Origin of the sequence: Pseudomonas frederiksbergensis (genome assembly GCF_900105495.1) — a bacterium.
GTDB lineage: Bacteria > Pseudomonadota > Gammaproteobacteria > Pseudomonadales > Pseudomonadaceae > Aquipseudomonas > Aquipseudomonas frederiksbergensis.
The window spans coordinates 169,168-193,960 of the sequence record NZ_FNTF01000002.1 but is presented as its reverse complement, the minus strand read 5'-3'; the positions used below and the strand labels follow the sequence as shown (position 1 = coordinate 193,960).

Sequence of the window (24,793 nt, the reverse complement as noted above, 5' to 3'; positions counted from 1 at the left end):
CCAGGCATGACCTGGCGCCTGATCCAATTAGCTTGCGACGATATTGACCAGTTTCCCGGGCACTACGATCACTTTACGAATGGTCAGACCGTCGACAAAGCGCAGCACGTTCTCATTGGCCCGTGCGGCGGCTTCGACTTCTTCGCGGCTGGCGCTGGCGGGCATTTCGATGTGGCCGCGCAGCTTGCCGTTGACCTGGATGACCAGTTGCAGGCTGTCCTGTACCAACGCGCTTTCGTCCAGCACCGGCCAGGCGGCGTCGATCACCGGGTCAGCGTGACCCAGTTGATTCCACAGCTCGTGGCTGATGTGCGGTGTGATCGGAGCCAGCAACAGCGTTACGGCTTCCAGGCCTTCGTGAATCAGCGCGCGATCCTGTTCAGTGCCTTGCGGGGCTTTTTCCAGCACGTTCATCAGCGTCATCACCTGAGCGATGGCGGTGTTGAATTTGTGGTTCTGGCCGACGTCGTGGCTGGCCTGCTTGATCGCCTGGTGGATCGAACGGCGAATGGCTTTCTGCCCGTCATTCAGGCCGGCGACGTCCAGTGTGCCCGGCAGGCCCTGAGTGACGTGGGCCTGAGCCAGGCGCCAGACACGCTTGAGGAAGCGATGCGAACCTTCTACGCCGGAGTCGGACCATTCCGCGCTCATGTCGGGTGGCGAGGCGAACATCATGAACAGGCGGCAGGTGTCTGCGCCGAACTGGTCGATCATCGACTGTGGGTCAACGCCGTTGTTCTTCGACTTGGCCATCTTCTCGGTGCCACCGATTTCCACCGGCAGGCCGTCCGCGATCAGCTTGGCGCTGATGACCTTGGCCTTGCTGTCGCGTTCGAGTTCGACATCCGCCGGGTTGAACCAGGTGTAAGCACCGTTGGCTTCGCGGCGATAGTAAGTCTCGGCGATCACCATGCCCTGGGTCAGCAGGTTCTTGAACGGTTCGTTGGAGCTCACCAGGCCTTCGTCGCGCATCAGCTTGTGGAAGAAACGTGCGTAGAGCAGGTGAAGAATGGCGTGTTCGATACCGCCGATGTACTGATCAACCGGCAACCAATGGTCGGCCGCCGATTTTTCCACCAGGCCGCCTTCATAGTGCGGAGAGGCGTAACGGGCGTAGTACCACGAGGACTCGACGAAGGTGTCCATGGTGTCGGTTTCACGCTTGGCCGGTGCGCCGCATTTCGGGCAGCTGCACTCGTAGAACTCGGGCATGCGCGCCAATGGCGAACCGGCGCCATCCGGCACGACGTCTTCCGGAAGTACCACGGGCAACTGATCTTCCGGGACTGGTACATCGCCGCAGGTGTTGCAGTGGATGATCGGGATCGGGCAGCCCCAGTAGCGCTGACGGCTGATGCCCCAGTCGCGCAGGCGGAACTGGGTACGCGAGGCGCCGAGGTTCTTCTTGATCAGCGCGACTTCGATGGCGTCGAAAGCGCCTGGGAAGTCGAGGCCGTCGAATTCGCCGGAGTTGATCAGCGTGCCGTGCTCGCCGTACGCGTCCTGCCAAGGGGCCGGGTTGGTGTCACCGGAACTGGTGCGCACCACGGACTTGATTGGCAGGTTGTACTTGGTAGCGAACTCGAAATCGCGTTCATCGTGAGCCGGAACAGCCATCACCGCGCCATCGCCGTAGTGCATCAGCACGTAGTTGGCGACCCACACCGGGAGTTTCTCGCCGGTCAGCGGATGTTCGACGAACAGCGAAGTCGGCAGGCCTTTCTTCTCTTGGGTGGCGACGTCGGCTTCGGCAACGCTGCCGCCCTTGCATTCAGCGATGAACGCTTGCAGCTCAGGGTTGTTCTGCGCGGCCAGGGTCGCCAAATGGTGCTCGGCGGCTACGGCAACGTAGGTCGCGCCCATCAAGGTGTCTGGTCGGGTGGTGAAAACTTTCAGCGCACCGGCTTCGCCGATGGACGCAACGTCATACGGGAACTGCACTTCCATGCCGCGGGATTTGCCGATCCAGTTGCGCTGCATGGTCTTGACCTGTTCAGGCCAGCCAGTCAGTTCGTCGAGGCTTTCCAGCAGCTCATCCGCGTAGGCGGTGATCTTGAAGTAGTACATCGGGATTTCGCGCTTTTCGATCAGCGCGCCGGAACGCCAGCCGCGACCGTCGATCACTTGCTCGTTGGCCAGGACGGTCTGGTCGACCGGGTCCCAGTTCACGGTGCCGCTTTTCTTGTAAATCACGCCTTTTTCGAACAGGCGAGTGAACAGCCATTGTTCCCAGCGGTAGTAATCAGGCTTGCAGGTGGTGACTTCGCGGGACCAGTCCACCGCGAGGCCCAGGCTGCGCAGCTGGGTTTTCATGTAGGCGATGTTTTCGTAGGTCCACTTGGCGGGCGCTACGTTGTTCTTCATCGCGGCGTTTTCCGCCGGCATGCCGAAGGCGTCCCAACCCATGGGTTGCAGGACGTTCTTGCCTTGCATGCGCTGGTAGCGGGAGATCACGTCGCCGATGGTGTAGTTGCGCACGTGCCCCATGTGTAGCTTGCCGCTGGGGTAAGGGAACATCGACAGGCAGTAGAAAGTCTCCTTGCCTGGCTGTTCACTGACTTCAAAGGACTTTTGCTCGTCCCAGAACGACTGGGCGGCGGCTTCGATTTCACGGGGCTGATATTGTTCGTGCATGGCTACTTTTGAACTGAATAGGGGTGGCCTAATCCTCTTCAATGCAACGCTGGACGGTGATCACGCCAAATCGGCGTTTCGGTGCCCAGGCGAGCTGGAAGTGGAGTTACAGGAAGCGCCGTAGCATACATGACCGCACTCTACCGAGGGAAACCCTGATTGCTGCTGCGGGTCGCCCAAAAACCGCTGCGAGGGCCGTTGGTCGCAGTACTCAGCCGGTTTGTTGATGGAGGCTAAGCTCTAAATGGGGAGTGAGTCTTATCTTCAATGAGGTGATGGATGGTTGAGTCACGGCAAAAAGTTACAAAACCGGAGCTGTACGAAAGACTGATCGATCGTTTGGGAATGGCCTTGGACGCGGCAAAAACCGCTGACCGGTTACGCGATGAGCGTCCGTTGGAACTGGAATTGCGTGGCTTGAGCCCCGCAGAGTTTGATCTGGTCAAGGCGTATCTCGATCGCAGTGAACGTGAGACACACGGATGCTTGTCAGAAGCAGTGAAGCAACTCGACGCACCACGTTCGGCCAAGATCATCTGGCTCAAGGACAAGGCTCCTGGCAAGGACACGGTAAAGGTCCGGTCTTTGCAGTTCAAGTAAGGACACTGGAAGCAATGTCTGATGTATTTGTGAAGCTTGGTCCTTCCGTATTTGTTGTCGCATTGCGTCAACCCACTTAGGCTTCGGGCATCTTTTGGAGATGCTCGATGCCTTTTCGATATTTCGTTAAACAACTCCTGTTGCCGCCCGGCATTCTTTTGCTGCTGTTGGTGCTTGCGTGGTGGTTGCGACGCTCAAGACCGCGCCTTGCCGGGTTGTGCTTTGCCTTAGGCGTGGGCGGCTTCTGGTTGATGAGCTTGCCGGTGGTGGTGCAGTGGGGTGCGAAGACGCTGGAACGTGAAGCACCGCTGGCTCGTAATGAATGGGCGACATTGGCGCAGCGTGCCGACGCGATTGTCGTGCTGGGCGCGGGGCGCGAACGTGGCGATCTGGCCTGGGGCGACGACCAGCCGACGGGGGTGGCGCTGCAGCGCGAGCGTTATACGGCGCGGCTGGCCAAGGCGTCGGGCTTGCCGGTCCTGACCAGCGGCGGTTTGCATTACGGTACGCCGCCGACTGAGGCCAGGTTGATGGCTGACTCATTGCAAGATGATTTCGGCGTGACGGTGCGTTGGCAGGAAGGGCGCAGCCGCACGACCTGGGAGAACGCGCAGTTCAGCGCCGAGGTGTTGTTGCCGCAAGGGATCAAGCGCGTGGTGATCGTGACTCAGGCCTGGCACATGCCGCGAGCCGTCTGGAGTTTCGAAAAGGCAGGTTTTGAAGTAGTCCCGGCGCCGATGGGGTTTTTAGGCGTGGACAACGCCCGGCCGCTGGGTGGCTGGATGCCGGAATTCAAGTCAATCTGGCAGAGCGGGCAGTTGATGAATGAGGCGGTGGGGCAGATCGGGTATTTGATCTTTTACCGAGGCGATGTTGGTGCTGATTGATCGTTCCCACGCTCCGCGTGGGAATGCCGCCGGGGACGCTCTGCGTCCCGCTGTTGACGCTGTGACGCAGAGCGTCACGGGATGCATTCCCACGCGGAGCGTGGGAACGATCATCAGACTGTCTTGGCCATCCGGCTCGCGATCAGTGCCCAGCCAAACAACAACACGCAAACAATGATCAGCGGCCACGAACGCCATTCCAGATAAGGCGTCAGGTTGTGCATGGGCACCACTTCACCGTACAAAATGCCACGTTCAAACTGAGGGATCTGCACGGTGATCTGGCCGAACGGGTTGATCAGGCCGGTCACGCCGTTGTTGGTGGCGCGGATCATCCAGCGACCAGCCTCGAGCGCGCGCATCTGCGCCATCTGTAAATGTTGCAGCGGGCCGATGGACGTGCCGAACCAGGTGTCATTACTGATGGTCAGCAGCAGATCGCTGCGCGCCGCAAGGCTGGCGGCGAATTCCGGGTAAACCACTTCGTAGCAGATGAACGGTGCAATCTGATAGCCCTTGGCTTGCAGCATCGCCTGATCGGCGGGACCGCGGGCAAAGTCCGACATCGGCAGGTCGAAGAAGGCGATCAATCCGCGCAGCACGTCCTGCAACGGAACGTATTCGCCAAACGGCACCAGCTTCTGTTTGAGGTAAGTGCCATCGCCTTCGCCCACGACGGTGATGCCGTTGTAGAAACGCTTCTGGTGATGGACTTCCTCGCGAATCGGTACGCCGGTAATCAGCGCGGACTTACGCTCTGCGGCGAAGCTTCCCATCATGTTCAGGTAGCCCTCGGCGGACTCCTTGAGCACCGGGATGGCCGTTTCCGGCCAGATCAGCAAGTCGACCGGTTTGGAGCTGAAACTCATGTCACGGTACAGCGCCAACTGCGCGTTGAGCTGCGTCGGATCCCACTTCATGCTCTGTTCGATGTTGCCCTGAATCGCTGCGACAGTCAGTGGTGCACCCGCCGGGGTTGTCCAGGCGTGTTCCTTGAGCGCCATGCCGGCCACCCAAGGGCCAATCAGCAGCAACACACCTGCGGCGATAAAGCCTTTGCGGCCGGTGCGCAGCAGGCGCAAAGCGTTATAGATCAGCGCTGCCGTCAGGGCCAGAGTGAAGGAAATCAGCCACATCCCGCCCAGCGGGGCGAGCCCGGCCAACGGGCCGTCGAGCTGACTGTAGCCGGAATATAGCCAGGGGAAACCGGTCAGGAACCAGCCGCGAAAGGCTTCCTGGCCGACCCACAACGCCGCAAACGCCAAGGCGTCGGCCAGCGGCGCTTCGTTACGGCGCAGCCAGCGCGCCCAGATCCAGGCGGGCAGGGCGAAGAACCAGGCAATCGCCGCCGTGAAAATCAGCATCAGGAAACCGGCCAGCAGCACCGAAGCGCCGCCGAAGTGGTGAATGCTGTAGTAGATCCAACTGGTGCCAGCGCCAAACAGGCCGAAACCGAAACACCAGCCACGGCCCAAGGCCTGACGTGGGTTCAGTTCGCGCAAGCCGGCATAAAAGAAACCGACCGCCAGCAACGCCAACGGCCAGATATCGAACGGCGCCAGGGCCAGGGTGGTGATTGCACCGGCCGCCACGGCCAGCAGGTTACCGGGCCAGCCGGGGCGGGTTATCCAGCGCATTTCTATCCTTAGTTTTTTACCGGGCGATAGGTGACAGGCGCAGCAGGTGAATCCGACGGCTGTCGGCGTTCAGGATGCGGAAGCGATAGGGGCCGATTTCAGTGATTTCGTTGCGTTTTGGCAGGTGCCCGAACGCGCTCATCACCAGACCGCCGACCGTGTCGAATTCGTCATCGGAGAATTGGCTGTCGAAGAATTCGTTGAAATTCTCGATCGGCGTCAGGGCCTTGATCAGGAAGTCACCGCTGGGCAGCGGCTTGATGTAGCTGTCTTCTTCGACGTCATGCTCGTCTTCGATGTCGCCGACGATCTGTTCCAGCACGTCTTCGATGGTCACCAGGCCCGCCACGCCGCCGTATTCGTCGATGACGATGGCCATGTGGTTGTGGTTGGCGCGGAACTCGCGCAGCAGCACATTCAGACGCTTGGACTCGGGCACGAAAGTGGCCGGGCGCAGCAAGTCCTTGATGTTGAAGCTGTCGCCGTTCTCCTTGAGGATCAACGGCAGCAAGTCCTTGGCCAGCAACACGCCCATCACGTCATCGTGGCTTTCGCCGATCACCGGGTAGCGGGAGTGGGCCGAGTCGACCACGGCAGGCAGGAACTCGCGGGGTGTCTGGGTCGCCTTGATGCTGATCATCTGCGAGCGCGGGACCATGATGTCCCGTACTTGCAGGTCAGCCACCTGGATGGCGCCTTCGACGATGGCCAGCGCTTCGCTGTCCAGCAACTTGTTTTGGTGGGCGTCGCGCAGCAGCTCCAGCAACTCCTGGCGGTTCTTCGGCTCGTGGGCAAAAGCCTGGGTGAGCTTACCCAGCCATGACTTTTGCCCGTTGCTCGATCGATCTTCGCTCATAGCGATTACTCTGAATCCTTTGTTGTAACGATAGGGGATGTGTCTGTTTCGTCGTCCGCATACGGGTCGGGATAGCCCAACTCTGCAAGCAACGTTCGTTCCAGTGCTTCCATTTCTTCGGCTTCCTCGTCATCGATATGGTCGTAACCAAGCAGATGCAGGCAGCCGTGAATGACCAGGTGAGCCCAATGGGCCTTGAGTGCCTTGCCTTGTTCGGTTGCTTCGCGCTCGACCACCGCCACGCAGATCACCAGATCGCCCAATAGCGGGATATCCAGAAATTCGTCGGGCACATCGGCAGGAAACGACAAGACGTTAGTGGCGTAATCCTTTTGCCGCCAGGTGTGGTTCAGCTCGCGACCTTCCGCTTCATCGACCAAGCGAATGGTCATTTCGGAGTCAGCTGTGCGCTGGCGCAGCGCCAGTTCGCACCATTGGCGGAACTCGGCTTCGCTGGGCGCAGGCGCTTCGGTAGCCAGTTGCAGATCAAGCTCAAGCATCGTGGCGATTGTCCTTGGACGAGACCTTCGCCGGTTCGTCGGCCACGCGATTCTCGAAGCGCTCGTAGGCTTCGACAATGCGCTGCACCAATGGATGGCGCACGACGTCTTTGGGCATGAAATGGGTGAAGCTGATGCCCGGTACGTCCTTGAGCACTTCGATCACATGGTGCAGCCCGGACTTGGTGCCTTTCGGCAGGTCGACCTGGGTGATGTCACCGGTGATGACGGCGGTAGAGCCGAAGCCGATCCGGGTAAGGAACATTTTCATCTGCTCGACGGTGGTGTTCTGGCTTTCGTCGAGGATGATGAAACTGTTGTTCAAGGTTCGGCCGCGCATGTAGGCCAGCGGCGCAACTTCGATCACCTGACGCTCGATCAGCTTGGCCACGTATTCGAAGCCGAGCATTTCGTAGAGTGCATCGTAGAGCGGGCGCAGGTACGGGTCGATCTTCTGCGACAGGTCGCCGGGCAGGAAACCAAGCTTTTCACCTGCTTCAACCGCCGGTCGTACCAGCAGGATGCGGCGAATCTGCTCGCGTTCCAGTGCGTCTACCGCGCAGGCAACGGCCAGATAGGTCTTGCCGGTACCGGCCGGGCCGATGCCGAAGTTGATGTCGTTACCGAGGATTTCCTTCACATAGCGCAACTGATTCAAGCCGCGAGGGCGAATCATGCCTTTCTTGGTGCGCAGGGCGACGGACGGTTCGGAGGGGGAGACGTTGTCCAGCTCTTCGACGGCCGATTCCTGCAGGAACAGGTGAACCATGTCCGGCGACAGCTCGGTACCCTTGGTTTCCCGGTACAGGCGGCGCAGGAGGTTTTCCGCGGAGGTGGTGTGCTTGGGATCGCCGATCAGTTCGAACTGGTCTCCGCGGTTGCGGATCTCGATATTCAGGCGCTGTTCGATCAAGCGCAGATGCTCGTCGAATTGCCCGCACAGATTGGCGAAACGGCGAGCTTCAAAAGGCTCGAGGATAAAACGATGTGGTTCTATGGGTGCGTTCAAGGTCGTATTTAGCCGCCCTGGGGCAATTAAGATGAAATCAAGGATAACGCCAGAGGCCCGGGTGCGAAAGGTCTTAAATAATATGCCGGATTTTGGTACTTCATCTGTGGCGAGGGGGGCTTGCCCCCGTCCGGCTGCGAAGCAGTCGCAAAATACTCGGGACCGCTTCGCAGTCCAACGGGGCGATGCGGCGTTCCGACAAGCCCCCTCGCCACAAAGCTCGCTCCCACAGGGTAATGAGGTGTTACTGAATCAGCGAACCCCGCAGCGAGTGCGGTTGTGCGGCATCGATATGCACATCGGCGAACTGCCCGATCAACGTCGGATTGTCGCAGCGGAAGTTGACGATGCGATTATTCTCGGTCCGGCCTTGCAGTTCACCGGGGTCTTTTTTCGAATAATCGGTGACCAGAATCCGCTGAATGGAGCCCACCATTTGTCGGCTGATCTCGAAACCTTGCTGGTTCAGGCGATGTTGCAGGGCGTTCAGGCGTTCTTTTTTCAGCGCTTCCGGCGTTTCGTCGGCCAGATCGGCAGCCGGAGTGCCCGGGCGTTGGCTATAGACGAACGAGTAGGAGAAGTCGAAACCGACGTCTTCGATCAGCTTCATGGTCTGTTCGAAGTCTTTTTCGGTCTCGCCCGGGAAGCCGACGATGAAGTCCGAGCTGATGCAAATCCCCGGTACGGCAGCACGCAGCTTGCGCAGTTTGGATTTGTATTCCAGCGTGGTGTGGTTGCGCTTCATCGCCGCCAGGATTCGGTCCGAGCCCGATTGCACCGGCAAGTGCAGGTGTTTGACCAGTTCCGGAACGTCGGCGTGAGCCTGGATGAGGCTATCGGAGAATTCCAGCGGGTGTGAAGTGGTGTAGCGGATGCGATCGATGCCATCGACGGCGGCGACGACGCGGATCAGTTCGGCCAGGTCAGCCAAACGACCGTCATGAGTGGTCCCGCGGTAGCCATTGACGTTCTGCCCGAGCAGGGTCACTTCACGCACGCCGTTTTCAGCCAGATGGATGATCTCGGCGATCACGTCATCGAAAGGTCGGCTGACTTCTTCGCCGCGGGTGTAGGGCACCACGCAGAAAGTGCAGTACTTGCTGCAGCCTTCCATGACCGACACGTAGGCGCTTGGGCCATCGATGCGCGGCTCAGGCAAGTGGTCGAATTTTTCGATTTCCGGAAACGAGACGTCGACTTGCGGCAGCTTGGTCGCGCGGGCGGCGTCGATCATTTCCGGCAGGCGGTGCAAGGTCTGCGGGCCGAACACCACATCGACGTACGGCGCACGATCGCGGATGGCGGCGCCTTCCTGGCTGGCCACGCAACCGCCAACGGCAATCACCATGTCCGGGTTGGCCAGCTTCAGTTCGCGCCAGCGGCCGAGTTGGGAATACACCCGGTCCTGGGCACGTTCGCGGATCGAGCAGGTATTGAGCAGGATCACGTCGGCATCTTCAGCACGAGCGGTGACTTCCAGGGCCTGATGTTCGCCCAGCAGATCGACCATGCGCGAGCTGTCGTACTCGTTCATCTGGCAACCGTGGGTTTCGATGTAAAGCTTCTTGGCCATGGACAGAGTCATCACGTGATTCAAAGAACCGCGCATTATAGGGAACATGTTCCAAGGTTCCTACCGTTGCGCGTCCGGCGGCTATGCTATAGTTCGCGCCCTCATTTTTATCCCCCGATGTGTTGCTCGCCCACCATGACCAAACGTGAAGCTCCAATCTACAAGGTGATTTTCCTCAACCAGGGCCAGGTGTACGAAATGTATGCCAAACAGATCTATCAAAGTGATCTGTGGGGCTTCCTGGAAGTTGAAGAGTTCGTCTTTGGCGAGCGCACGCAAGTGGTCGTCGATCCGAGCGAAGAGAAGCTCAAGGCTCAGTTCGAAGGCGTTGTGCGCAGCTTTGTGCCGATGCATTCGATCGTGCGGATCGACGAGGTCGAGCGCCTCGGTACACCGAAAATCAGCGAAGCCCGCGGCGCGGTCGGCAATGTCATGCCGTTTCCGATGCCGATGCCTGAGAAGTAAATAGCAATCCTGAAGCTGACAGGGCTCTCTTCTGTGGCTAGAGAGTCATTGTGGTCAGGGGATTTGTCTGTGGTGAAGGGATTTATCTGTGGCGAGGGGATAAATCCCCTCGCCACAGTTAAGGCAACGGCGAGAACGGCGTACGCCCATCGGCGCTTTGCAATTCCATCAGATACTTGCGGAAGATTTGCCCCAGCACCTGGGTAGCGACTTCCAGTTCTTCGCGGGGCATTTTCTCGGCGACTTCGTCGGCAGTGTCCAACGCTTCTTCAGCGCCATTGACCGCCGCCATTTTCAGCACGATATACGCCTGGACGTTGTTGGCCGGTACGCCTTCGCCGTGGAAGAACATGGAGCCGAGTTTGAATTGCGCCTGAGCATGGCCTTGCAACGAGGCTTTTTCGAAGTAGCCCAGGGCTTTTTTGAGGTCGCGCGGCGTATTTGTGCCGTCGTAGTAGAACTCGCCCAACTCGTATTGCGCCTGCGCATCCCCTTCATCCGACGCTTTCTGGCAGGCGGCGAGCGCCTGTGCCAGGTCTTGCGGCTGAGTATTGAGGGTGCAACGACCCATCGCTGGGATTAACAACGAGTTGCCGCCTGCTTGTGCGAGCGCGAGCAGGGGCTGAAGGAGCAACAGGCAGCCCAGTGCAAGGGCGCGGCCGGTGCGGTTCATGGGAATCGACTTACCTCTGAGGGGCGCGCGGACCCGTCGAGGGATCCAATAAGCGCGCATTATGAAATAAGCAGGGCCAACCTTACAAAGTCTTTACTCGTTTTTCTGCTGCGCGGGGAATATATCGGCCACTTTGCCGAGTATTTGAGCAGAAGCGCAGGAATAAGGACGGGAATGCAGGTGAAAGCTGACGCTGGCAACTGCCAGCGTCAGCGGCACAGCGTTATTTCAATGCAGCAAATGCGCGTTCGGCAGCATCCAGCGTCAGTTTCAGCTCGGTTTCGCCGTGGGCAATCGAGGTGAAGCCGGCTTCGAAGGCGCTCGGCGCCAGGTACACGCCGCCTTCAAGCATCAAGTGGAAGAAGCGTCCGAACAGGGCGGCGTCGCTGTCCATCACGTCATCGAAGGTCACGATGTCGTCGGCGCCGCTGAAGTACAGACCGAACATACCGCCGGCCTGTGTGGTCACGAACGGAATGCCCGCGGCATCGGCGCGTTGTTGCAGGCCATCGAGCAGGCGACTGGTGTAGTCAGTCAACTCTGCGTGGAAGCCCGGGCGGCTGATCAGGCGCAGGGTCGTCAGGCCGGCAGCCATGGCCAACGGGTTACCCGACAGGGTGCCCGCCTGATAGACCGGGCCCAAGGGTGCGATGTGCGACATGATTTCGCGCTTGCCGCCGAAGCAGCCAACCGGCATGCCGCCACCGATGATTTTGCCGAAGGTGGTCAGGTCTGGCGTCACGCCGTAGTGGGCTTGTGCACCACCAAGGGCGACACGGAAACCGGTCATCACTTCGTCGAAAATCAGCACCACGCCATGCTTGTCGCAGAGGGTTCGCAGGCCTTCGAGGAAACCTGGTGCCGGCGGTACGCAGTTCATATTGCCGGCCACGGGCTCGACGATGATGCACGCCACGTCCTGGCCGACTTCGGCGAGCATGGTTTCTACCGCGTCGATGTCGTTGAACGGCAGGGTCAGGGTGTGTTTGGCGAACGCCGCCGGCACACCGGCCGAGCTCGGCACGCCTTGGGTCAGGGCGCCAGAGCCGGCCTTGACCAGCAGACTGTCGGAGTGACCGTGGTAGCAGCCTTCGAACTTGATGATGCTGTCGCGGCCGGTGAAACCACGGGCCAGACGAATCGCGCTCATGGTGGCTTCGGTGCCGGAGCTGACCATGCGCACCATTTCCATCGATGGCACGATCGAGCAGACCAGGTCCGCCATCTGGGTTTCCATCTCGGTCGGCGCGCCGTAGGACAATCCGTGCTCAAGCTGTTTGCGCACGGCGTCCAGCACATCCGGGTGGCTGTGGCCGAGAATCATCGGCCCCCAGGAGCCCACGTAATCCACATAACGCTTGTTGTCTTCGTCGGTGACGTAGGCGCCTTCCGCGTGTTTGAAGAACAGCGGCGTGCCGCCAACGCTTTTGAACGCGCGAACAGGCGAGTTCACGCCACCGGGAATGTGTTTCTGGGCATTGGCAAACAGGGTTTCGGAACGAGACATGATCGGGCTCTCAAATCAGATTTTCAGTAATTCGTTAAAGGCGCGGGCGCGGCGTGTCACTTCAGCCGTGCTCTCGGCGCCAAACAGGCCATGGACCACCGCCAGCAGATCGACCCCATGGGCCACCAGTGGCGCGGCGTTGTCCAGGGTGATGCCGCCAATCGCGCAGATCGGCAGGTGCAGTTTGCTGCGGGCCTGGTCGAGCAGTTCGAGGCTGCAAGTGGGGGCGCCGGGTTTGGTATTGGAGTTGAAGAAGCGACCGAAGGCGACGTAACTGGCGCCTTCCTTGGCCGCTTGTTCGGCGAGTTCGAGTTGCGCGTGGCAGGTCGAACCGATGATCGCCTGGCGACCGAGCAATGCGCGGGCCGGGGTCAGCGGGCCGTCGGTCTGGCCCAGGTGCACGCCGACGTTCAGGCGCGCAGCGAGTTCGGCATCGTCATTGATAATCAGCTGGGTCTTGTAGCGTTCACACAGATCGCGCAGGGCTTGGGCCTCGCGCAGACGGCGGGTCTCGTCGTTGCTCTTGTCGCGGTATTGCAGCAGGGTGACGCCGCCTTCCAGCGCCGCCTCCACGTACGAAAGAAATTTACCGGCCAGCAGTTGGCTGTCGGTAATGGCGTACAGGCCACGTAGCTTCATCGGACAATCCTTTTTGCTTTACGCAGGGACAGTTACGAACAGAAATCCAGCGGCAGGCGGCGCGGCACGAACTGGCCTTTGCCCAACTGCTCCGCATCACGCAGGGTGCGCCACGTGTAGTTAAGCGCGGTCTGCACGGCACTGGCGAGATTTTCACCGAGGGCCAGACGACCGGCCAAGGCACTGGCCAGCGTGCAACCGGAACCGTGATAACTGCCGGGCAAGCGCTGGCAAGTGAAGGTTTCGCGGTGACCGTCGCGGCTATACAGGCGATTGTGGATTTCGTGTTCATCGCCATGGCCGCCAGTGATCAGCAGGTGTTTGACGAATGGCAGGAGTTTTTCCGCGCACTCGTCCGCGGTGCCTTCGGGCAGTTCGGCGAGGATGCGGGCTTCGGGAAGGTTTGGGGTGGCGATGATCGACAGAGGCAGCAGGCGTTCGCGCATGGCGTAGCCGACTTCGTCCTTGCCCAGTCGTCCGCCGCCGCCGGCGCGCAGCACCGGGTCGCAGACCACCGGCAAATGCGGGTGCGCCGAGAGCAGTTCGACCACGGTGTCGACCATTTCCAGGGAGCCGAGCATGCCCAGTTTCACCGCCGCGACTTCGGAGTCGTTGAGCACGGCATTGGCCTGGGCCAACACCCACTCACGGTCGAGGACGCGGAAGTCAGTGACGTTGACCGTGTCTTGCACGGTCAGGGCGGTGACGGCCGGGGCCGCATGACATCCCTGAGCGAGCAGGGCTTCGATATCTGCCTGCAAGCCGGCGCCACCACTTGGGTCGTGGCCGGAGAGACAGAGGACAACGGGGCGAGAGCTGTAGATATTCATGGTGCGCGAGCTTACCACCAAACATCTTTTTTCGGTTGCCCCCAGCGAGTCATCACGCGGTCCATGTAGCAGCTGCCGAAGGCTGCGTTCGGCTGCATAGCAGGCGTGAAGTCAGTCGCTGCGGTGTATCAGGCAAACCGGGTGGTCATTGACGACTGCTGCGCAGCCGAACGCGGCCTTCGGCAGCTGCTACAGGGAACAGGGCGTTGTCACAAACTGACCGGTGAAATAGCTCTAGCTCAATATGTGCGGCTGGAACGCCCGTGCTAGAGCCTTTGTGGGAAAAATTACAATGGTGTTCAATGGCCACCAACGGCTATGCTAGAGTGGATCCAAACCAATAACAGGTAATGCCGGTTTTACGTCTACTCAAAAGGAATGAGGGGCTTCCTTGGATAACCGGACAGGCCACGCTGGGGCTTAAATGCGCTATTTGCTGATGATGCTGTTGTGCTTGCCCCTTATGGCGAGTGCAGTCGAATTCGACGAGTTCACTCAAAGCCTTCCCCTGGGCCGAACCCTGCAAGTGTTCGAAGACGCGGGCGGTCAGGCGAGCATCGCCGATGTCCGCGCACAAGCCGCGGCCGGAAACTTCAAACCCCATGACAAAGCCACCCTCAACGCCGGTTACTCGCGTTCAGTGTTCTGGCTGAAAATCGACCTGCATTACCGCCCGAACAACCCCGCGGTGCAACGCACCTGGTTGCTGGAGCTGGCCTATCCGCCCCTTGATCACATTGATCTCTATTTGCCCGATGCGGCCGGTGGCTATCAATTGGCACGTCAGACCGGTGATGCCTTGCCGTTCGACAGTCGCGAGATCCGCCAGAACAACTATTTGTTCGATCTGAACTTCACCCCTGATCAAGCGCAAACCCTGTACCTGCGCCTGCAAAGTGAAGGGTCGATCCAGGCGCCGGTCACCCTATGGTCGAGCACTGCCTACCTGGAAGAGCAGCCGGTCCGACTGTATGTACTGGGGCTGATCTACGGCGTGTTGCTGGGAATGCTGGTGTACAACCTGTTCATCTATCTCAGCGTGCGCGATACCAGCTACCTCTATTACATCTTCTATATCGCCTCGTTCGGCTTGTATCAGCTGTCGGTCAACGGCGCGGCCGTGGAGTATTTCTGGCCGAACAATCCCTGGTGGGCCAACGCGGCGACGCCTTTTTTCATCGGTTGTGCAGGGCTGTTCGGCAGCCAGTTCGCGCGCAGTTTCTTGCAGACGGCGACCCACAGTCGTTGGCTCGACCGCATCCTGCTGGCGTTGATTGCGTTTAGCGCAGTCGTGGTCGGGTTGTCGTTGATGACCAGTTACGCCATGGCCCTGCGCCTGGCGACGACGCTGGCACTGATCTTCACCGTGGTGATTTTTGCCGCAGGGATTTTCGCCTGGCTGCGTGGCCTGCGAGTGGCGCGTTATTTCATTATTGCCTGGTCGGCGTTTTTACTCGGAGGCGTCGTCAACACCCTGATGGTGCTGGGTTACCTGCCGAACGTGTTCCTGACCATGTATTCCAGCCAGATCGGCTCGGCGATTGAAGTGGCGCTGCTGTCCCTGGCGCTGGCCGATCGCATCAACGCCATGCGCGAGCAACAGGCACAGACCCTGTTCGATGCCGGTCAAACGCTTGAAGTGCTGAACCAGCAATTGGCTCACAGCAACAAGCTCAAGGACGAGTTCCTCGCCACCCTGACCCACGAACTACGCACGCCCATGAACGGTGTAATCGGCTCGCTTGAGCTGATGCAGACCGTCGAGATGGACCCGGAGCTGGAGCAATACCAGCAAACGGCCGCCGGTTCCGCGCGAGACATGATGCGCATGGTCAACGGCATCCTCACCCTGACCGAGTTGCAGGCCGGCAAGCTCAAGACCTATCCCGCCGTTTTCAGTTTGCGCGGCGTGATCGAGGCTTTGCGCCTGCAATTCGAGGGCAACGCGTCGAGCAAGTCGCTGGACTTCAAAGTCGAGGTCTCGCCGGGGCTGCCGGATCGCTTGCACGGCGACAGCGCCAAATTGGCGCAATGCCTGGAATGCCTGCTGGATAACGCGATCAAGTTCACGCGGATCGGCGGGCTGGCGCTGCGGGTGACGGGTAAACCCGCGGCGCCCGACCGATTCGCGCTGTCCTTTGCAGTGATCGACACCGGCATCGGCTTCACCGATCTGGGAGAGGCGACACTGTATCAGCGGTTCTTCCAGCTCGATGGCTCGATGACCCGTGAATACGGCGGCCTGGGCGTCGGCCTGGCGATCTGTCGGCAATTGGTCGAACTGCTCGGTGGAAAACTCACCCACCGCTCCGAACCTGGTCGTGGCAGCCGCTTCCAGCTCGACGTCGAGTTCGAACTGCCCGTGGTGGAGCGGCCGCCAGCGCCCCTGATGAACCGGGAATTTCCGCGCCTGCGACTGCCTCAGGACTGCACCGTCTTGCTGGTCGATGACAACAGCATCAACCAGTTGGTGATGCGCGGCATGTTGCTCAAGCTTGGGTTCCGGGTGCGCAGCACCGACAACGGGGCTGCCGCGCTCGATCACTTGCAGCGCGAAACCTTCGATGCGGTATTGCTCGATTGCCAGCTTCCACCGCTGGACGGCACGTCCCTCTGTTGCCAGATCCGCGCGTTGCCGGGCTGCGCCGAACTGCCTGTATTCGTGATTGCCTTGAGCATTGATCGGGAACATTGCCCGACCGGTGCCTTGATCGATTATCTGAACAAACCGGTGAAATTCGAGGACCTGCAGGCAGCGCTCTATCGTCGGGTGCTGTGTCCAAAGCAAGGCGAAAGCGCCGACAGTTAGGCAGATATGACACTTTGTTCAGCCGGGGGGCGGTGCTTAACTGAAGTTCCTTGGCTGACCAAAGGAGCCCCGTCATGAACCTGCATCAGTTCGCCGAAACCCACGAAGTCACCAACCAGCCACCGTCGCTGGACGGCGCCAACCTGTATCGCATCGACCTGCCGTTGCAGGAATGGTCGCGGCGTTTCGGGGCCGGGTGGGCCGAGTCGCGGATCGACGCTTACGGCGCCCTGGCCGGCGGGCCGCTGATGGAAGCAGGGTTTTTGGCCAATCAGAACAAGCCGGTTTTCAGCAGCCATGACCGTTACGGCCATCGCATCGACCTGGTTGAATTTCACCCGGCGTATCACGAACTGATGCGCACGGCGGTCGAGCACGGTTTGACTTCGTTGCCCTGGGCGCATCCGCAGTCCGGCGCCCACGTCGCCCGCGCCGCCATGACCTACCTGCACAGCCAGGCCGAAGCCGGCAGTGGTTGCCCGCTGACCATGACCTTCGCCAGCGTCCCGGCGATGCGCCTGCAAGCGGACTTGGCGGAGCAATGGCTGCCGAAAATCCTCTCCACCGAATACGACCCGCGCAACGTCGGTATTGCCCACAAGGCCGGGGTCACCATCGGCATGGCGATGACCGAGAAACAGGGCGGCACCGACGTGCGGGCCAACACCACCAAGGCTTTTCCGGTCGGAGCCAGTGGTCCGGGCCAGGCGTATGAGCTGGTGGGCCACAAGTGGTTCTGTTCGGCGCCGATGTGCGATGCCTTCCTCACCCTGGCCCAGACTGACAAGGGGCTGACCTGTTTCCTGCTGCCGCGCCATCGCCCGGACGACACGCGCAATCAGTTCTACATACAGCGCTTGAAGAACAAACTCGGCAATTGCTCCAACGCGTCCAGCGAAGTGGAGTTCCGTGGTGCGCTGGCGTGGATGGTCGGCGAGGAGGGCCGGGGTGTTCCGACCATCATCGAAATGGTCGCCATGACCCGCTTCGATTGCATGGTCGGTTCCAGTTCGCTGATGCGCCAGGCCCTGACCCAGGCCAGCCATCACTGCGCTCACCGCAAGGTCGGCGGCAAATTGCTCAGCGAACAACCCTTGATGCAGAACGTACTGGCCGACCTGGCCCTGGAAAGCGAAGCCGCCCTGGCCTTGAGCCTGCGCATGGGCCGGGCGCTGGATCATCTGGATGACGAGCACGAAGCCAAATTCGCTCGGCTGGTCACGGCGGTGGGCAAGTACTGGATCTGCAAACGCGCGCCCGGAATGATCAACGAAGCTGCCGAATGCATGGGCGGCGCCGGTTATGTCGAAGACAGCATCCTGCCGCGGTTGTACCGTGAGGCACCGGTCAATTCGACGTGGGAAGGTTCCGGCAACGTGCAATGCCTCGACGTATTGCGAGCGTTGTCCAAGGAACCGGGCGTGCTCGACGTACTGTTCAGCGAATTGGGCGATGGCCATGGCGACAAGCGCCTGGCCGCACACATCATTCAATTGCAGGCAGCGTTCAAGGACACCGGCGACATTCAATATCGTGCGCGGCAGCTCACCGAAGACATCGCCTTGGGCCTTCAGGCCAAGCTGTTGCTGGAGGCGGGCAATGCGGCGGTCAGTGATGCCTTCATCGCCAGCCGCCTCGGTTCGGCCGGTCGGGTGTATGGGGCGTTGCCGCGTGGGCTGGATGTGGAAGCGATTGTTGCCCGCTCGACTCCTCAGGGATTTTGACCACGCTCGCGTGAACGCCACTGAACCAATGTGGGAGCGGGCTTGCTCGCGAAAGCGGTTCAACATTCAACAGCTATGTTGGCTGACAGTCCGCCTTCGCGAGCAAGCCCGCTCCCACATTGGAACTACGTTGGACTTGGTATTTGTGTAGCAACCGCTGTTCCCGTGAAGCGACGATGCAGGCAAGATGAAGGCCTGCAAGTCAGAACACAGGATGCTGATCGTGACCGAAGCTTTTATTGTCGTTCAAACCGCCGAGCAAGCCGTGGACCGGCTTGCGCTCTTGCACCATCGTGCAACCACCGCGCTGAACCAGGCGCTCAAGCGTTACCTCCATGATCGAGTCGAACCGGACGCCGAACAGCGTGCGATGTTTCGTTATCCCGAACTGCGTCTGACCTACCATTGCCAGGGCGAAGTCCCACAGACCACTCGCGCCTACGCCAAGGTTCAACTGCCGGGGACCTACAGCGTCACCGTCACTCATCCCGCCGCGTTCCGTAAATACCTGCTGGAACAGCTGGTGCCGTTGATGCACGACTTCACCGTGACGGTGGAAGTCGGCATCAGCCAGCAAAACATTCCTTATCCGTACGTGGTCGAGCAGGGCGATGAACTGGCCGGTTCCGGCGTTACCGCCGCCGTGCTGGCGCGGGTGTTCCCGAGTACCGACCTGTCTGCCGCGACCGATGGCATCGCCGACGGTCTGTACGATTGGGAAAACACCGACCCGCTACCGTTGGCCTTGTTCGACGCTGCGCGGGTGGATTTCTCCCTGCGTCGGCTGGTGCATTACACCGGCAGCGACTGGCGCCATGTGCAGCCGTGGATTCTGCTGACCAACTACCACCGCTACGTTGACCAGTTCATCGTTCATGGCCTGGAGCAACTGCGCAACGATCCGCGTTTCGTGCGCATGGTCTTGCCGGGCAATGTGATCATCGAAAAGAGCATGGACCACGGCGAAGCCTCGGCGATTGCCGCCGGTGTGGTCTGGCACCGCTATCAGATGCCGGCCTACCACCTGATCGCCAGCGACGGCCACGGTGTGACCCTGGTGAACATTGGCGTCGGCCCGTCCAACGCCAAGAACATCACCGACCACCTGGCGGTGCTGCGTCCGCATTGCTGGCTGATGATCGGCCACTGTGGCGGCTTGCGTCAGTCGCAGACGATTGGCGACTACGTGTTGGCGCACGCTTACATGCGTCGCGACGGGATTCTCGACCGGGTCGTGCCGCCGAATATTCCGATTCCGGCCCTGGCCGAAGTGCAAATGGCGTTGCAGCAAGCGGCAGCCAATATCACCGGCGAGAAGGGCGACGAACTGAAAAAACGCCTGCGCACCGGCACCGTACTGACCTACGACGACCGTAACTGGGAATTGCGCTGGGCTCAGGAACGTCCGTTGATCAACCTGTCCCGCGCCGTGGCGGTGGACATGGAAAGCGGCACCATCGCTGCGCAAGGTTATCGCCTGCGGGTGCCGTATGGCACGTTGCTCTGCGTGTCGGACAAACCGTTGCACAGTGAAATCAAACTGCCGGGTTCGGCCAACGCCTTCTATGAGCGTGCGGTCAGCCAGCATTTGAAGATCGGCATCGAGGCGGTGGATTTGTTGCGCACCGAACTCAACTCGCTGCACTCGCGCAAACTGCGCAGCTTCGACGAGCCGCCGTTCCGCTGATTGTTCTCATGGTCATTTAGCGGTCAGGGCACTAGCATTAGCAGCCCTGACCGTTAGATGTTCCTTTTCCCATGTCCCGTCCTCAACGTCCCGTTTCCCGCCGCCCTGGCGTGAAGCCTGCGCCATCGTCCTCAGCCCCGCGCCGTGTCGCCAAAGCGCCGCCAGCCGAGCCGAAGCTGATCCTGTTCAACAAGCCGTTCGATGTGCTGACGCAATTCAGCGACGGCGAAGGGCGGGCGACGCTCAAGGATTACATCGAGATTCCCGGGATTTACCCGGCAGGACGGCTGGACCGCGACAGTGAAGGTTTGCTGCTGCTGACCAACGATGGTCAGCTTCAGGCGCGGATTGCCGACCCGAAACACAAACTGGCCAAGACCTATTGGGTGCAAGTGGAAGGTGAGCCGAGTGCCGAGCAATTGCAGCGTTTGCGCGATGGCGTGGAGTTGAACGATGGCATGACGCTACCGGCTGAAGCGCGGCTGCTGGAAGAGCCTGAACTGTGGCCACGCAACCCGCCTGTGCGCTTTCGCAAAAGCGTGCCGACCAGTTGGCTGGAGCTGGTGATTCGTGAAGGGCGCAACCGTCAGGTACGGCGCATGACCGCGGCGGTCGGCTTGCCGACGTTGCGTCTGGTGCGGGTCAGAATCGGCGACTGGTCGATCGAAGGGCTCGATCAGGGCCAGTGGAAGGAAGTGCCAGCGCGCTTATAACGTGCCGGATTCGATCAGGCCGATGACCACGCTTTTGATCACGAACGCGGCCACGCCCAGGCCGAGTACGAAGAACAGGATGAACGAGCCAAAGCGTCCGGCCTTGGACTTCTTCGCCAGATCCCAGACGATGAAACCCATGAAAATGATCAGGATGCTGACCAGTCCGGTCATCATCCACTCTTCGAATACTGCAGGATCCATCGAACATCTCCAGCGCGGGCGGGGCTAAAAGGCGCTGGAGTATACGCCACGACGAATTGGCGGAGTATTGACCTGCGTCGGTGTGTCGCAGTCATTCGTCGCCTTGGGCAGTGATCGTTCCCACGCTCTGCGTGGGAATGCCGCCATGGACGCTCCGCGTCCGCTTTAGATCGTGACGCAGAGCGTCACAGGATGCATTCCCACGCGGAGCGTGGGAACGATCAGTCAAAGCCATCATCAGCTGCGCAGATGAGTCAGCGGCAACTCGGTACTGTTGAGCACCTGATTAAGCACAAAACTCGACCGCACACTCGTCACCCCTTCAATCCGGGTGAGGTGTCCCAGCAGCAGTTTCTGATAGTGATCCATGTCCGGCACGACGACCTTGAGCTGATAGTCGGCATCCATCCCGGTCACCAGACTGCATTCCAGCACTTGCGGTAATGTACGAATCGCCGCTTCGAAGTTCTCGAAACGCTCTGGCGTATGCCGGTCCATGCCGATCAACACGTAAGCCGTCAGGCTCAGGCCGAGCATCTTGCGGTCCAGCAGGGCCACCTGGCGGGAGATGTAGCCGTCATCTTCCAGCTGCTTGACCCGCCGCGAGCATGGCGAGGGGGACAGGCCGATGCGTTCGGCCAGCTCCTGGTTGGAGATGCGCGCGTCACGCTGCAATTCCGCCAAAATGCTCAGGTCGTATCGGTCGAGTTTGCTCATCAATCAGGCCTTTGTCATAACTATTGCGGCGGATTATCTATCCAGGGTTAAAAATTGCGCAAGTGATGTTTATTTGAGCAATCTTCGCAATCCTCTGCCGGCGCCGCGAGCCTATTCTTATCACCAGAATCACTGCTCGGACAAACAGTCCAGTGCGGCTCGCCCAATCAGGCCAGCTGCGGTCGCCACCCCCACCGGGGATGAGCCGACCCCCGAGCTACACACTGTCCAGAAGACGGCGTGAGGTGAGCCGACGTCAAAAGCGTCGAGCACGGACGAAGTTCTCAAAGGGAGGCCGACGGGTCTCCCTTTTCTTTTGCCCGCAATTTGCCGACCACCCTCAATAAATAAGTTGCGCGACTGATAACCTGTTGCAGAACCGGCCTGTGCTTTCCCAGTCTTACGTTCAGGCCCTAACCCGCAGTGAGGAAAAGCATGAAGTCGCGCATCTGGCGTTTGGCCGGTGTTGGTTTGCTATGTGTAAGTGTCACTGCGCAATCGCTGGCCGATGAGCCGCAAGACCGTGGCCCCGACAGCGGGCAACGCGGCTCGGATGGCCATCAGGGCAACAATCAGGGCCACGGCGGCAATAACCCGCCGCGTGCGCAGAACAACGACATCATTCGTGGCGACAACAGCCGTCAGTTCGAGCACAACGGCCAGAATCAGAACGACGGTCAACGGCAGAACCGGGCGCCGCATGATTACAACGGTCCGGATCGGCCGCCGCAGCAACCGGCCAATGACCTGCCGATCCAGGACCGGCCCGATACCGTGCGCCAGACCCAGCAGCCGCAGCGTGGTTACTACCAGGACGTGCCGCGGCGCAACGATAACAACCCGCATTGGCAAAACAACGGTCCGCGTCCCGACGACTATCGCTGGGCCGGTCGCCCGGATGGGCATGGCAATGGCTGGGAACCTGGCCCGCAGTACCGTCCCGGTCATGTGATCGATCGCTTCCCCGACCGTGATTACCGTGTGCCGTACCGTGGTCAGGACTACTTCTACTCCGGCGGCTACTGGTATCGCCCACAAGGCCCACGCTATGTGGTGGTGCAACCGCCACGCGGGATTCGCGTCAGCTACTTGCCCGATTACGCGCGCGAAGTGTGGATCGGCGGGGCGCTGTTGTTCCTCGCGGCCGGCTCTTATTACGCCTATCAGCAAAGCACTCAGGATTACGTCGTGGTCGAGCCGCCCGTACAACCGCAGCCGCAACCGGTCAGCAATGGTTATGACGTGGTGGCGTATCCGGCCAACGGTCAGTCGCCAGAGCAGGTCAACCAGGACGGTTACGAGTGCTATCAATATGCGGTGCAGCAGAGTGGTTTCGATCCGCGAGCGGCCACCTATCAACCGGATCCTTCGGTAGTACAAGCCTACCGTCAGGCCCAGGGCAACTGCCTGGGCAGTCGCGGTTATCAGGTTTCTTTCTGAGCCGTGCCTGCCAGCACCACTTCCTGCGGGTCGGCGTGCACCAGCACTTCGGCTCGCGGATAAGCCGCGTGAATCGCATCGGCGGCTTGGTCGCTGATGCCGTGAGCGACTGACAGGGTCAAATCCCCCGGCAGTTCCAGGTGCAACTGCACGAACCACTGGTTGCCGGAAACCCGCGTACGCAGGTCGTGCGCCCCCAACACTCCCGGTACGCTGCAGGCCAGTTCGAGCATGTGCTGGCTGACGTCCGTTGGCAGCGCTTCATCCATCAGCACCGTAAAACTTTCCCGGGCGATATGAATCGCGCTCCAGAGAATGTAGGCAGCGATCCCCAAACCGAACCAAGGGTCGACCTGATGCCAGCCATACCCGGCGAGCACCAGCGCCACCAGAATGCTGCCGTTGAGCAGCAAGTCCGAGCGGTAATGCAGGGAATCGGCGCGCACCGCGTTGGAGCCGGTCGCCTTGATGACCCGATGTTGCAACACCAACAGGGCCAGGGTCAGCGCCAGGGAAAACACAATCACCCCGATGCTGATCCACGGCGCACCCACCGGTTCCGGGTGTTTCAGTCGTTCGATCGCCTGCAAGGCGATCAGCACCGCACTGCCGCCAATGAACAACGCCTGGGCCATGCCCGCCAGCGACTCGGCCTTGCCGTGTCCATACCGGTGATCATCGTCGGCCGGGCGCAAGGCGTAATGCACAGCGAGCAGGTTGAGCAGCGAGGTCACGCCGTCGAGGGTCGAGTCGGTCAACCCGGCGAGCATGCTCACCGAACCGCTCAACCACCAGGCGATGGCTTTGGCGACGATCAACGTGCACGCCACCGCCACCGAGGCACGGGTCGCCAGCCGCAGCAGGCGGGCGTGTTCGGAGCTGGAGATCATAAGTGCGGCTATTCCTTTAAGTGCACGGGTTACGCGGCAGGTTGCAGGCCGAACATGGCCAGTTGCTGAGCGCTGCCCTTGTGCTGGATCAGGCGTGGGTCATCCAGCGGGAAGCTGCGGCCCAGTTCGGTTTCAAGAATAGTCTGCAACTTGTGATTATCGACCTTGCCGTCGGCGCCGATGGCTTCCTTAAGTTTTTCCGGGGCCACTTGTGCGGTCTCGCCGGGCGCGTAGTAAATCGCGCCAGTGGCGAAGTCCACGGCGAACGCGATCAGGCCGGGGATGATGTAGAACAGCAGGCCTACGGCATCCAGCGCGGCGATGGCCGGGTCGATCTTGCCGTCAATCTGACCGCGACGGTCAGGGTAGAAAATCGATCCGCAAGCGGTGACCTGAGTCAGCAACGTCGCGACCAATACACCGCCAATCAAGCGAAAGGGAATACGCATATGAAATCTCCTGGGTAATTTCAAAACGAAAGGACGCCTGTATGAATTAGGACCGTCATTAACGCCGAGCAGTTCGCCGTTATACTCGCGCTCGGCAGGGCGTGCCCACAGTAAATTACGGCCGCGTCTCACCCCTACTGGAATAGTTGAGGATTGATGTTGTTTTTTCCAGATCGACAACGCGTAACGGCTGATGGACTTTTTCGGGGCTCGGCCCTCCGGGCTGAAGCTGTGGACGCGCCATGCTGCGTTGCGGGACTTGGCAAGGAAACGACCCTTGCCAGCGTCCCGCGCCTTGCCTGGCACGTCCACAGCTTCAACGCGACTCGCAATTTACTGTGGGCACGCCC

The 24,793-nt window shown here is 60.3% G+C and carries 22 protein-coding genes; 8 read left to right on the top strand and 14 right to left on the bottom strand.

Annotation, left to right across the window (positions count from 1 at the left end; translation table 11 throughout):
* Window positions 1-27: 27 nt before the first annotated feature.
* Window positions 28-2,634, bottom strand: a complete 2,607-nt coding sequence (gene leuS / locus BLW70_RS01485; RefSeq protein ID WP_074871177.1) for a leucine--tRNA ligase — start codon at window positions 2,632-2,634, stop codon at window positions 28-30.
* 279 nt (window positions 2,635-2,913) lie between these two features.
* On the opposite strand from leuS, the gene BLW70_RS01480 reads away from it, so the two are divergent.
* Window positions 2,914-3,234, top strand: a complete 321-nt coding sequence (locus tag BLW70_RS01480; protein WP_074871175.1) for a hypothetical protein — start codon at window positions 2,914-2,916, stop codon at window positions 3,232-3,234.
* 107 nt (window positions 3,235-3,341) lie between these two features.
* Window positions 3,342-4,121, top strand: a complete 780-nt coding sequence (locus BLW70_RS01475) for a YdcF family protein (RefSeq protein WP_074871173.1) — start codon at window positions 3,342-3,344, stop codon at window positions 4,119-4,121.
* Window positions 4,122-4,234: 113 nt separating this feature from the next.
* Here BLW70_RS01475 and lnt read toward each other — a convergent pair whose 3' ends face one another.
* From lnt to miaB, 5 genes are all read right to left on the bottom strand, one after another.
* Window positions 4,235-5,758, bottom strand: coding sequence for an apolipoprotein N-acyltransferase (lnt, locus tag BLW70_RS01470; protein ID WP_074871172.1), 1,524 nt, complete (start codon window positions 5,756-5,758; stop codon window positions 4,235-4,237).
* Window positions 5,759-5,774: 16 nt separating this feature from the next.
* Complete coding sequence (locus tag BLW70_RS01465; RefSeq protein ID WP_074871170.1) at window positions 5,775-6,614, bottom strand: HlyC/CorC family transporter; 840 nt, start codon at window positions 6,612-6,614, stop codon at window positions 5,775-5,777.
* Between the two features lie 5 nt (window positions 6,615-6,619).
* Entirely contained in the window at window positions 6,620-7,114 is a 495-nt protein-coding gene (ybeY, locus tag BLW70_RS01460) for an rRNA maturation RNase YbeY (RefSeq protein WP_074871169.1), read from the bottom strand.
* Window positions 7,107-8,123, bottom strand: coding sequence for a PhoH family protein (locus BLW70_RS01455; protein WP_074871167.1), 1,017 nt, complete (start codon window positions 8,121-8,123; stop codon window positions 7,107-7,109). The genes ybeY and BLW70_RS01455 overlap by 8 nt, the downstream gene beginning before the upstream one ends.
* Window positions 8,124-8,367: 244 nt before the next feature.
* A complete protein-coding gene (miaB, locus tag BLW70_RS01450; RefSeq protein WP_162493954.1) occupies window positions 8,368-9,696 on the bottom strand; it encodes a tRNA (N6-isopentenyl adenosine(37)-C2)-methylthiotransferase MiaB in 1,329 nt (442 codons plus the stop codon).
* A 135-nt stretch (window positions 9,697-9,831) separates the two neighbouring features.
* On the opposite strand from miaB, the gene BLW70_RS01445 reads away from it, so the two are divergent.
* Entirely contained in the window at window positions 9,832-10,161 is a 330-nt protein-coding gene (locus BLW70_RS01445; protein WP_007894425.1) for a DUF1820 family protein, read from the top strand.
* Window positions 10,162-10,279: 118 nt separating this feature from the next.
* Here BLW70_RS01445 and BLW70_RS01440 read toward each other — a convergent pair whose 3' ends face one another.
* From BLW70_RS01440 to BLW70_RS01425, 4 genes are all read right to left on the bottom strand, one after another.
* The gene (locus BLW70_RS01440; RefSeq protein WP_074871163.1) at window positions 10,280-10,834 is read right to left on the bottom strand and encodes a tetratricopeptide repeat protein; all 555 of its coding nucleotides are present in this window, start codon (window positions 10,832-10,834) and stop codon (window positions 10,280-10,282) included.
* A 223-nt stretch (window positions 10,835-11,057) separates the two neighbouring features.
* Window positions 11,058-12,341: a glutamate-1-semialdehyde 2,1-aminomutase gene (gene hemL, locus BLW70_RS01435; RefSeq protein WP_074871161.1), complete on the bottom strand. Its 1,284-nt coding sequence runs from the start codon at window positions 12,339-12,341 to the stop codon at window positions 11,058-11,060.
* Between the two features lie 15 nt (window positions 12,342-12,356).
* On the bottom strand, window positions 12,357-12,980 hold the full coding sequence (thiE, locus tag BLW70_RS01430) for a thiamine phosphate synthase (RefSeq protein WP_074871159.1): 624 nt from the start codon (window positions 12,978-12,980) through the stop codon (window positions 12,357-12,359).
* 32 nt (window positions 12,981-13,012) lie between these two features.
* Complete coding sequence (locus BLW70_RS01425; RefSeq protein ID WP_033054181.1) at window positions 13,013-13,810, bottom strand: hydroxymethylpyrimidine/phosphomethylpyrimidine kinase; 798 nt, start codon at window positions 13,808-13,810, stop codon at window positions 13,013-13,015.
* A 424-nt stretch (window positions 13,811-14,234) separates the two neighbouring features.
* On the opposite strand from BLW70_RS01425, the gene BLW70_RS01420 reads away from it, so the two are divergent.
* The 4 genes from BLW70_RS01420 (at window position 14,235) to BLW70_RS01405 (ending at window position 20,743) form a co-directional block, all read left to right on the top strand.
* Window positions 14,235-16,619: a hybrid sensor histidine kinase/response regulator gene (locus BLW70_RS01420; protein ID WP_074871155.1), complete on the top strand. Its 2,385-nt coding sequence runs from the start codon at window positions 14,235-14,237 to the stop codon at window positions 16,617-16,619.
* A gap of 74 nt (window positions 16,620-16,693) precedes the next feature.
* Window positions 16,694-18,343: an acyl-CoA dehydrogenase family protein gene (locus tag BLW70_RS01415; RefSeq protein WP_074871153.1), complete on the top strand. Its 1,650-nt coding sequence runs from the start codon at window positions 16,694-16,696 to the stop codon at window positions 18,341-18,343.
* Window positions 18,344-18,530: 187 nt separating this feature from the next.
* Window positions 18,531-20,030, top strand: coding sequence for an AMP nucleosidase (gene amn, locus BLW70_RS01410; RefSeq protein ID WP_173860464.1), 1,500 nt, complete (start codon window positions 18,531-18,533; stop codon window positions 20,028-20,030).
* 71 nt (window positions 20,031-20,101) lie between these two features.
* Window positions 20,102-20,743 carry a pseudouridine synthase gene (locus tag BLW70_RS01405; RefSeq protein WP_074871151.1) on the top strand — a complete coding sequence of 214 codons (642 nt, stop codon included), beginning with the start codon at window positions 20,102-20,104 and terminating at the stop codon, window positions 20,741-20,743.
* Here BLW70_RS01405 and BLW70_RS01400 read toward each other — a convergent pair.
* A complete protein-coding gene (locus tag BLW70_RS01400; protein ID WP_007937369.1) occupies window positions 20,738-20,947 on the bottom strand; it encodes a DUF2788 domain-containing protein in 210 nt (69 codons plus the stop codon). The two genes, BLW70_RS01405 and BLW70_RS01400, sit on opposite strands and share 6 nt — an antisense overlap.
* Before the next feature lie 237 nt (window positions 20,948-21,184).
* Window positions 21,185-21,664, bottom strand: a complete 480-nt coding sequence (locus BLW70_RS01395) for an Lrp/AsnC family transcriptional regulator (RefSeq protein ID WP_007937367.1) — start codon at window positions 21,662-21,664, stop codon at window positions 21,185-21,187.
* Between the two features lie 435 nt (window positions 21,665-22,099).
* On the opposite strand from BLW70_RS01395, the gene BLW70_RS01390 reads away from it, so the two are divergent.
* The gene (locus BLW70_RS01390; RefSeq protein ID WP_074871149.1) at window positions 22,100-23,104 is read left to right on the top strand and encodes a DUF6515 family protein; all 1,005 of its coding nucleotides are present in this window, start codon (window positions 22,100-22,102) and stop codon (window positions 23,102-23,104) included.
* Here the strand turns inward: BLW70_RS01390 and BLW70_RS01385 are convergent.
* Both BLW70_RS01385 and BLW70_RS01380 read right to left on the bottom strand, forming a co-directional pair.
* Window positions 23,089-23,994, bottom strand: a complete 906-nt coding sequence (locus tag BLW70_RS01385; protein ID WP_074871147.1) for a cation diffusion facilitator family transporter — start codon at window positions 23,992-23,994, stop codon at window positions 23,089-23,091. The two genes, BLW70_RS01390 and BLW70_RS01385, sit on opposite strands and share 16 nt — an antisense overlap.
* Window positions 23,995-24,023: 29 nt before the next feature.
* Window positions 24,024-24,443, bottom strand: a complete 420-nt coding sequence (locus BLW70_RS01380) for a polyribonucleotide nucleotidyltransferase (protein WP_074871145.1) — start codon at window positions 24,441-24,443, stop codon at window positions 24,024-24,026.
* Between the last annotated feature and the right edge of the window lie 350 nt (window positions 24,444-24,793).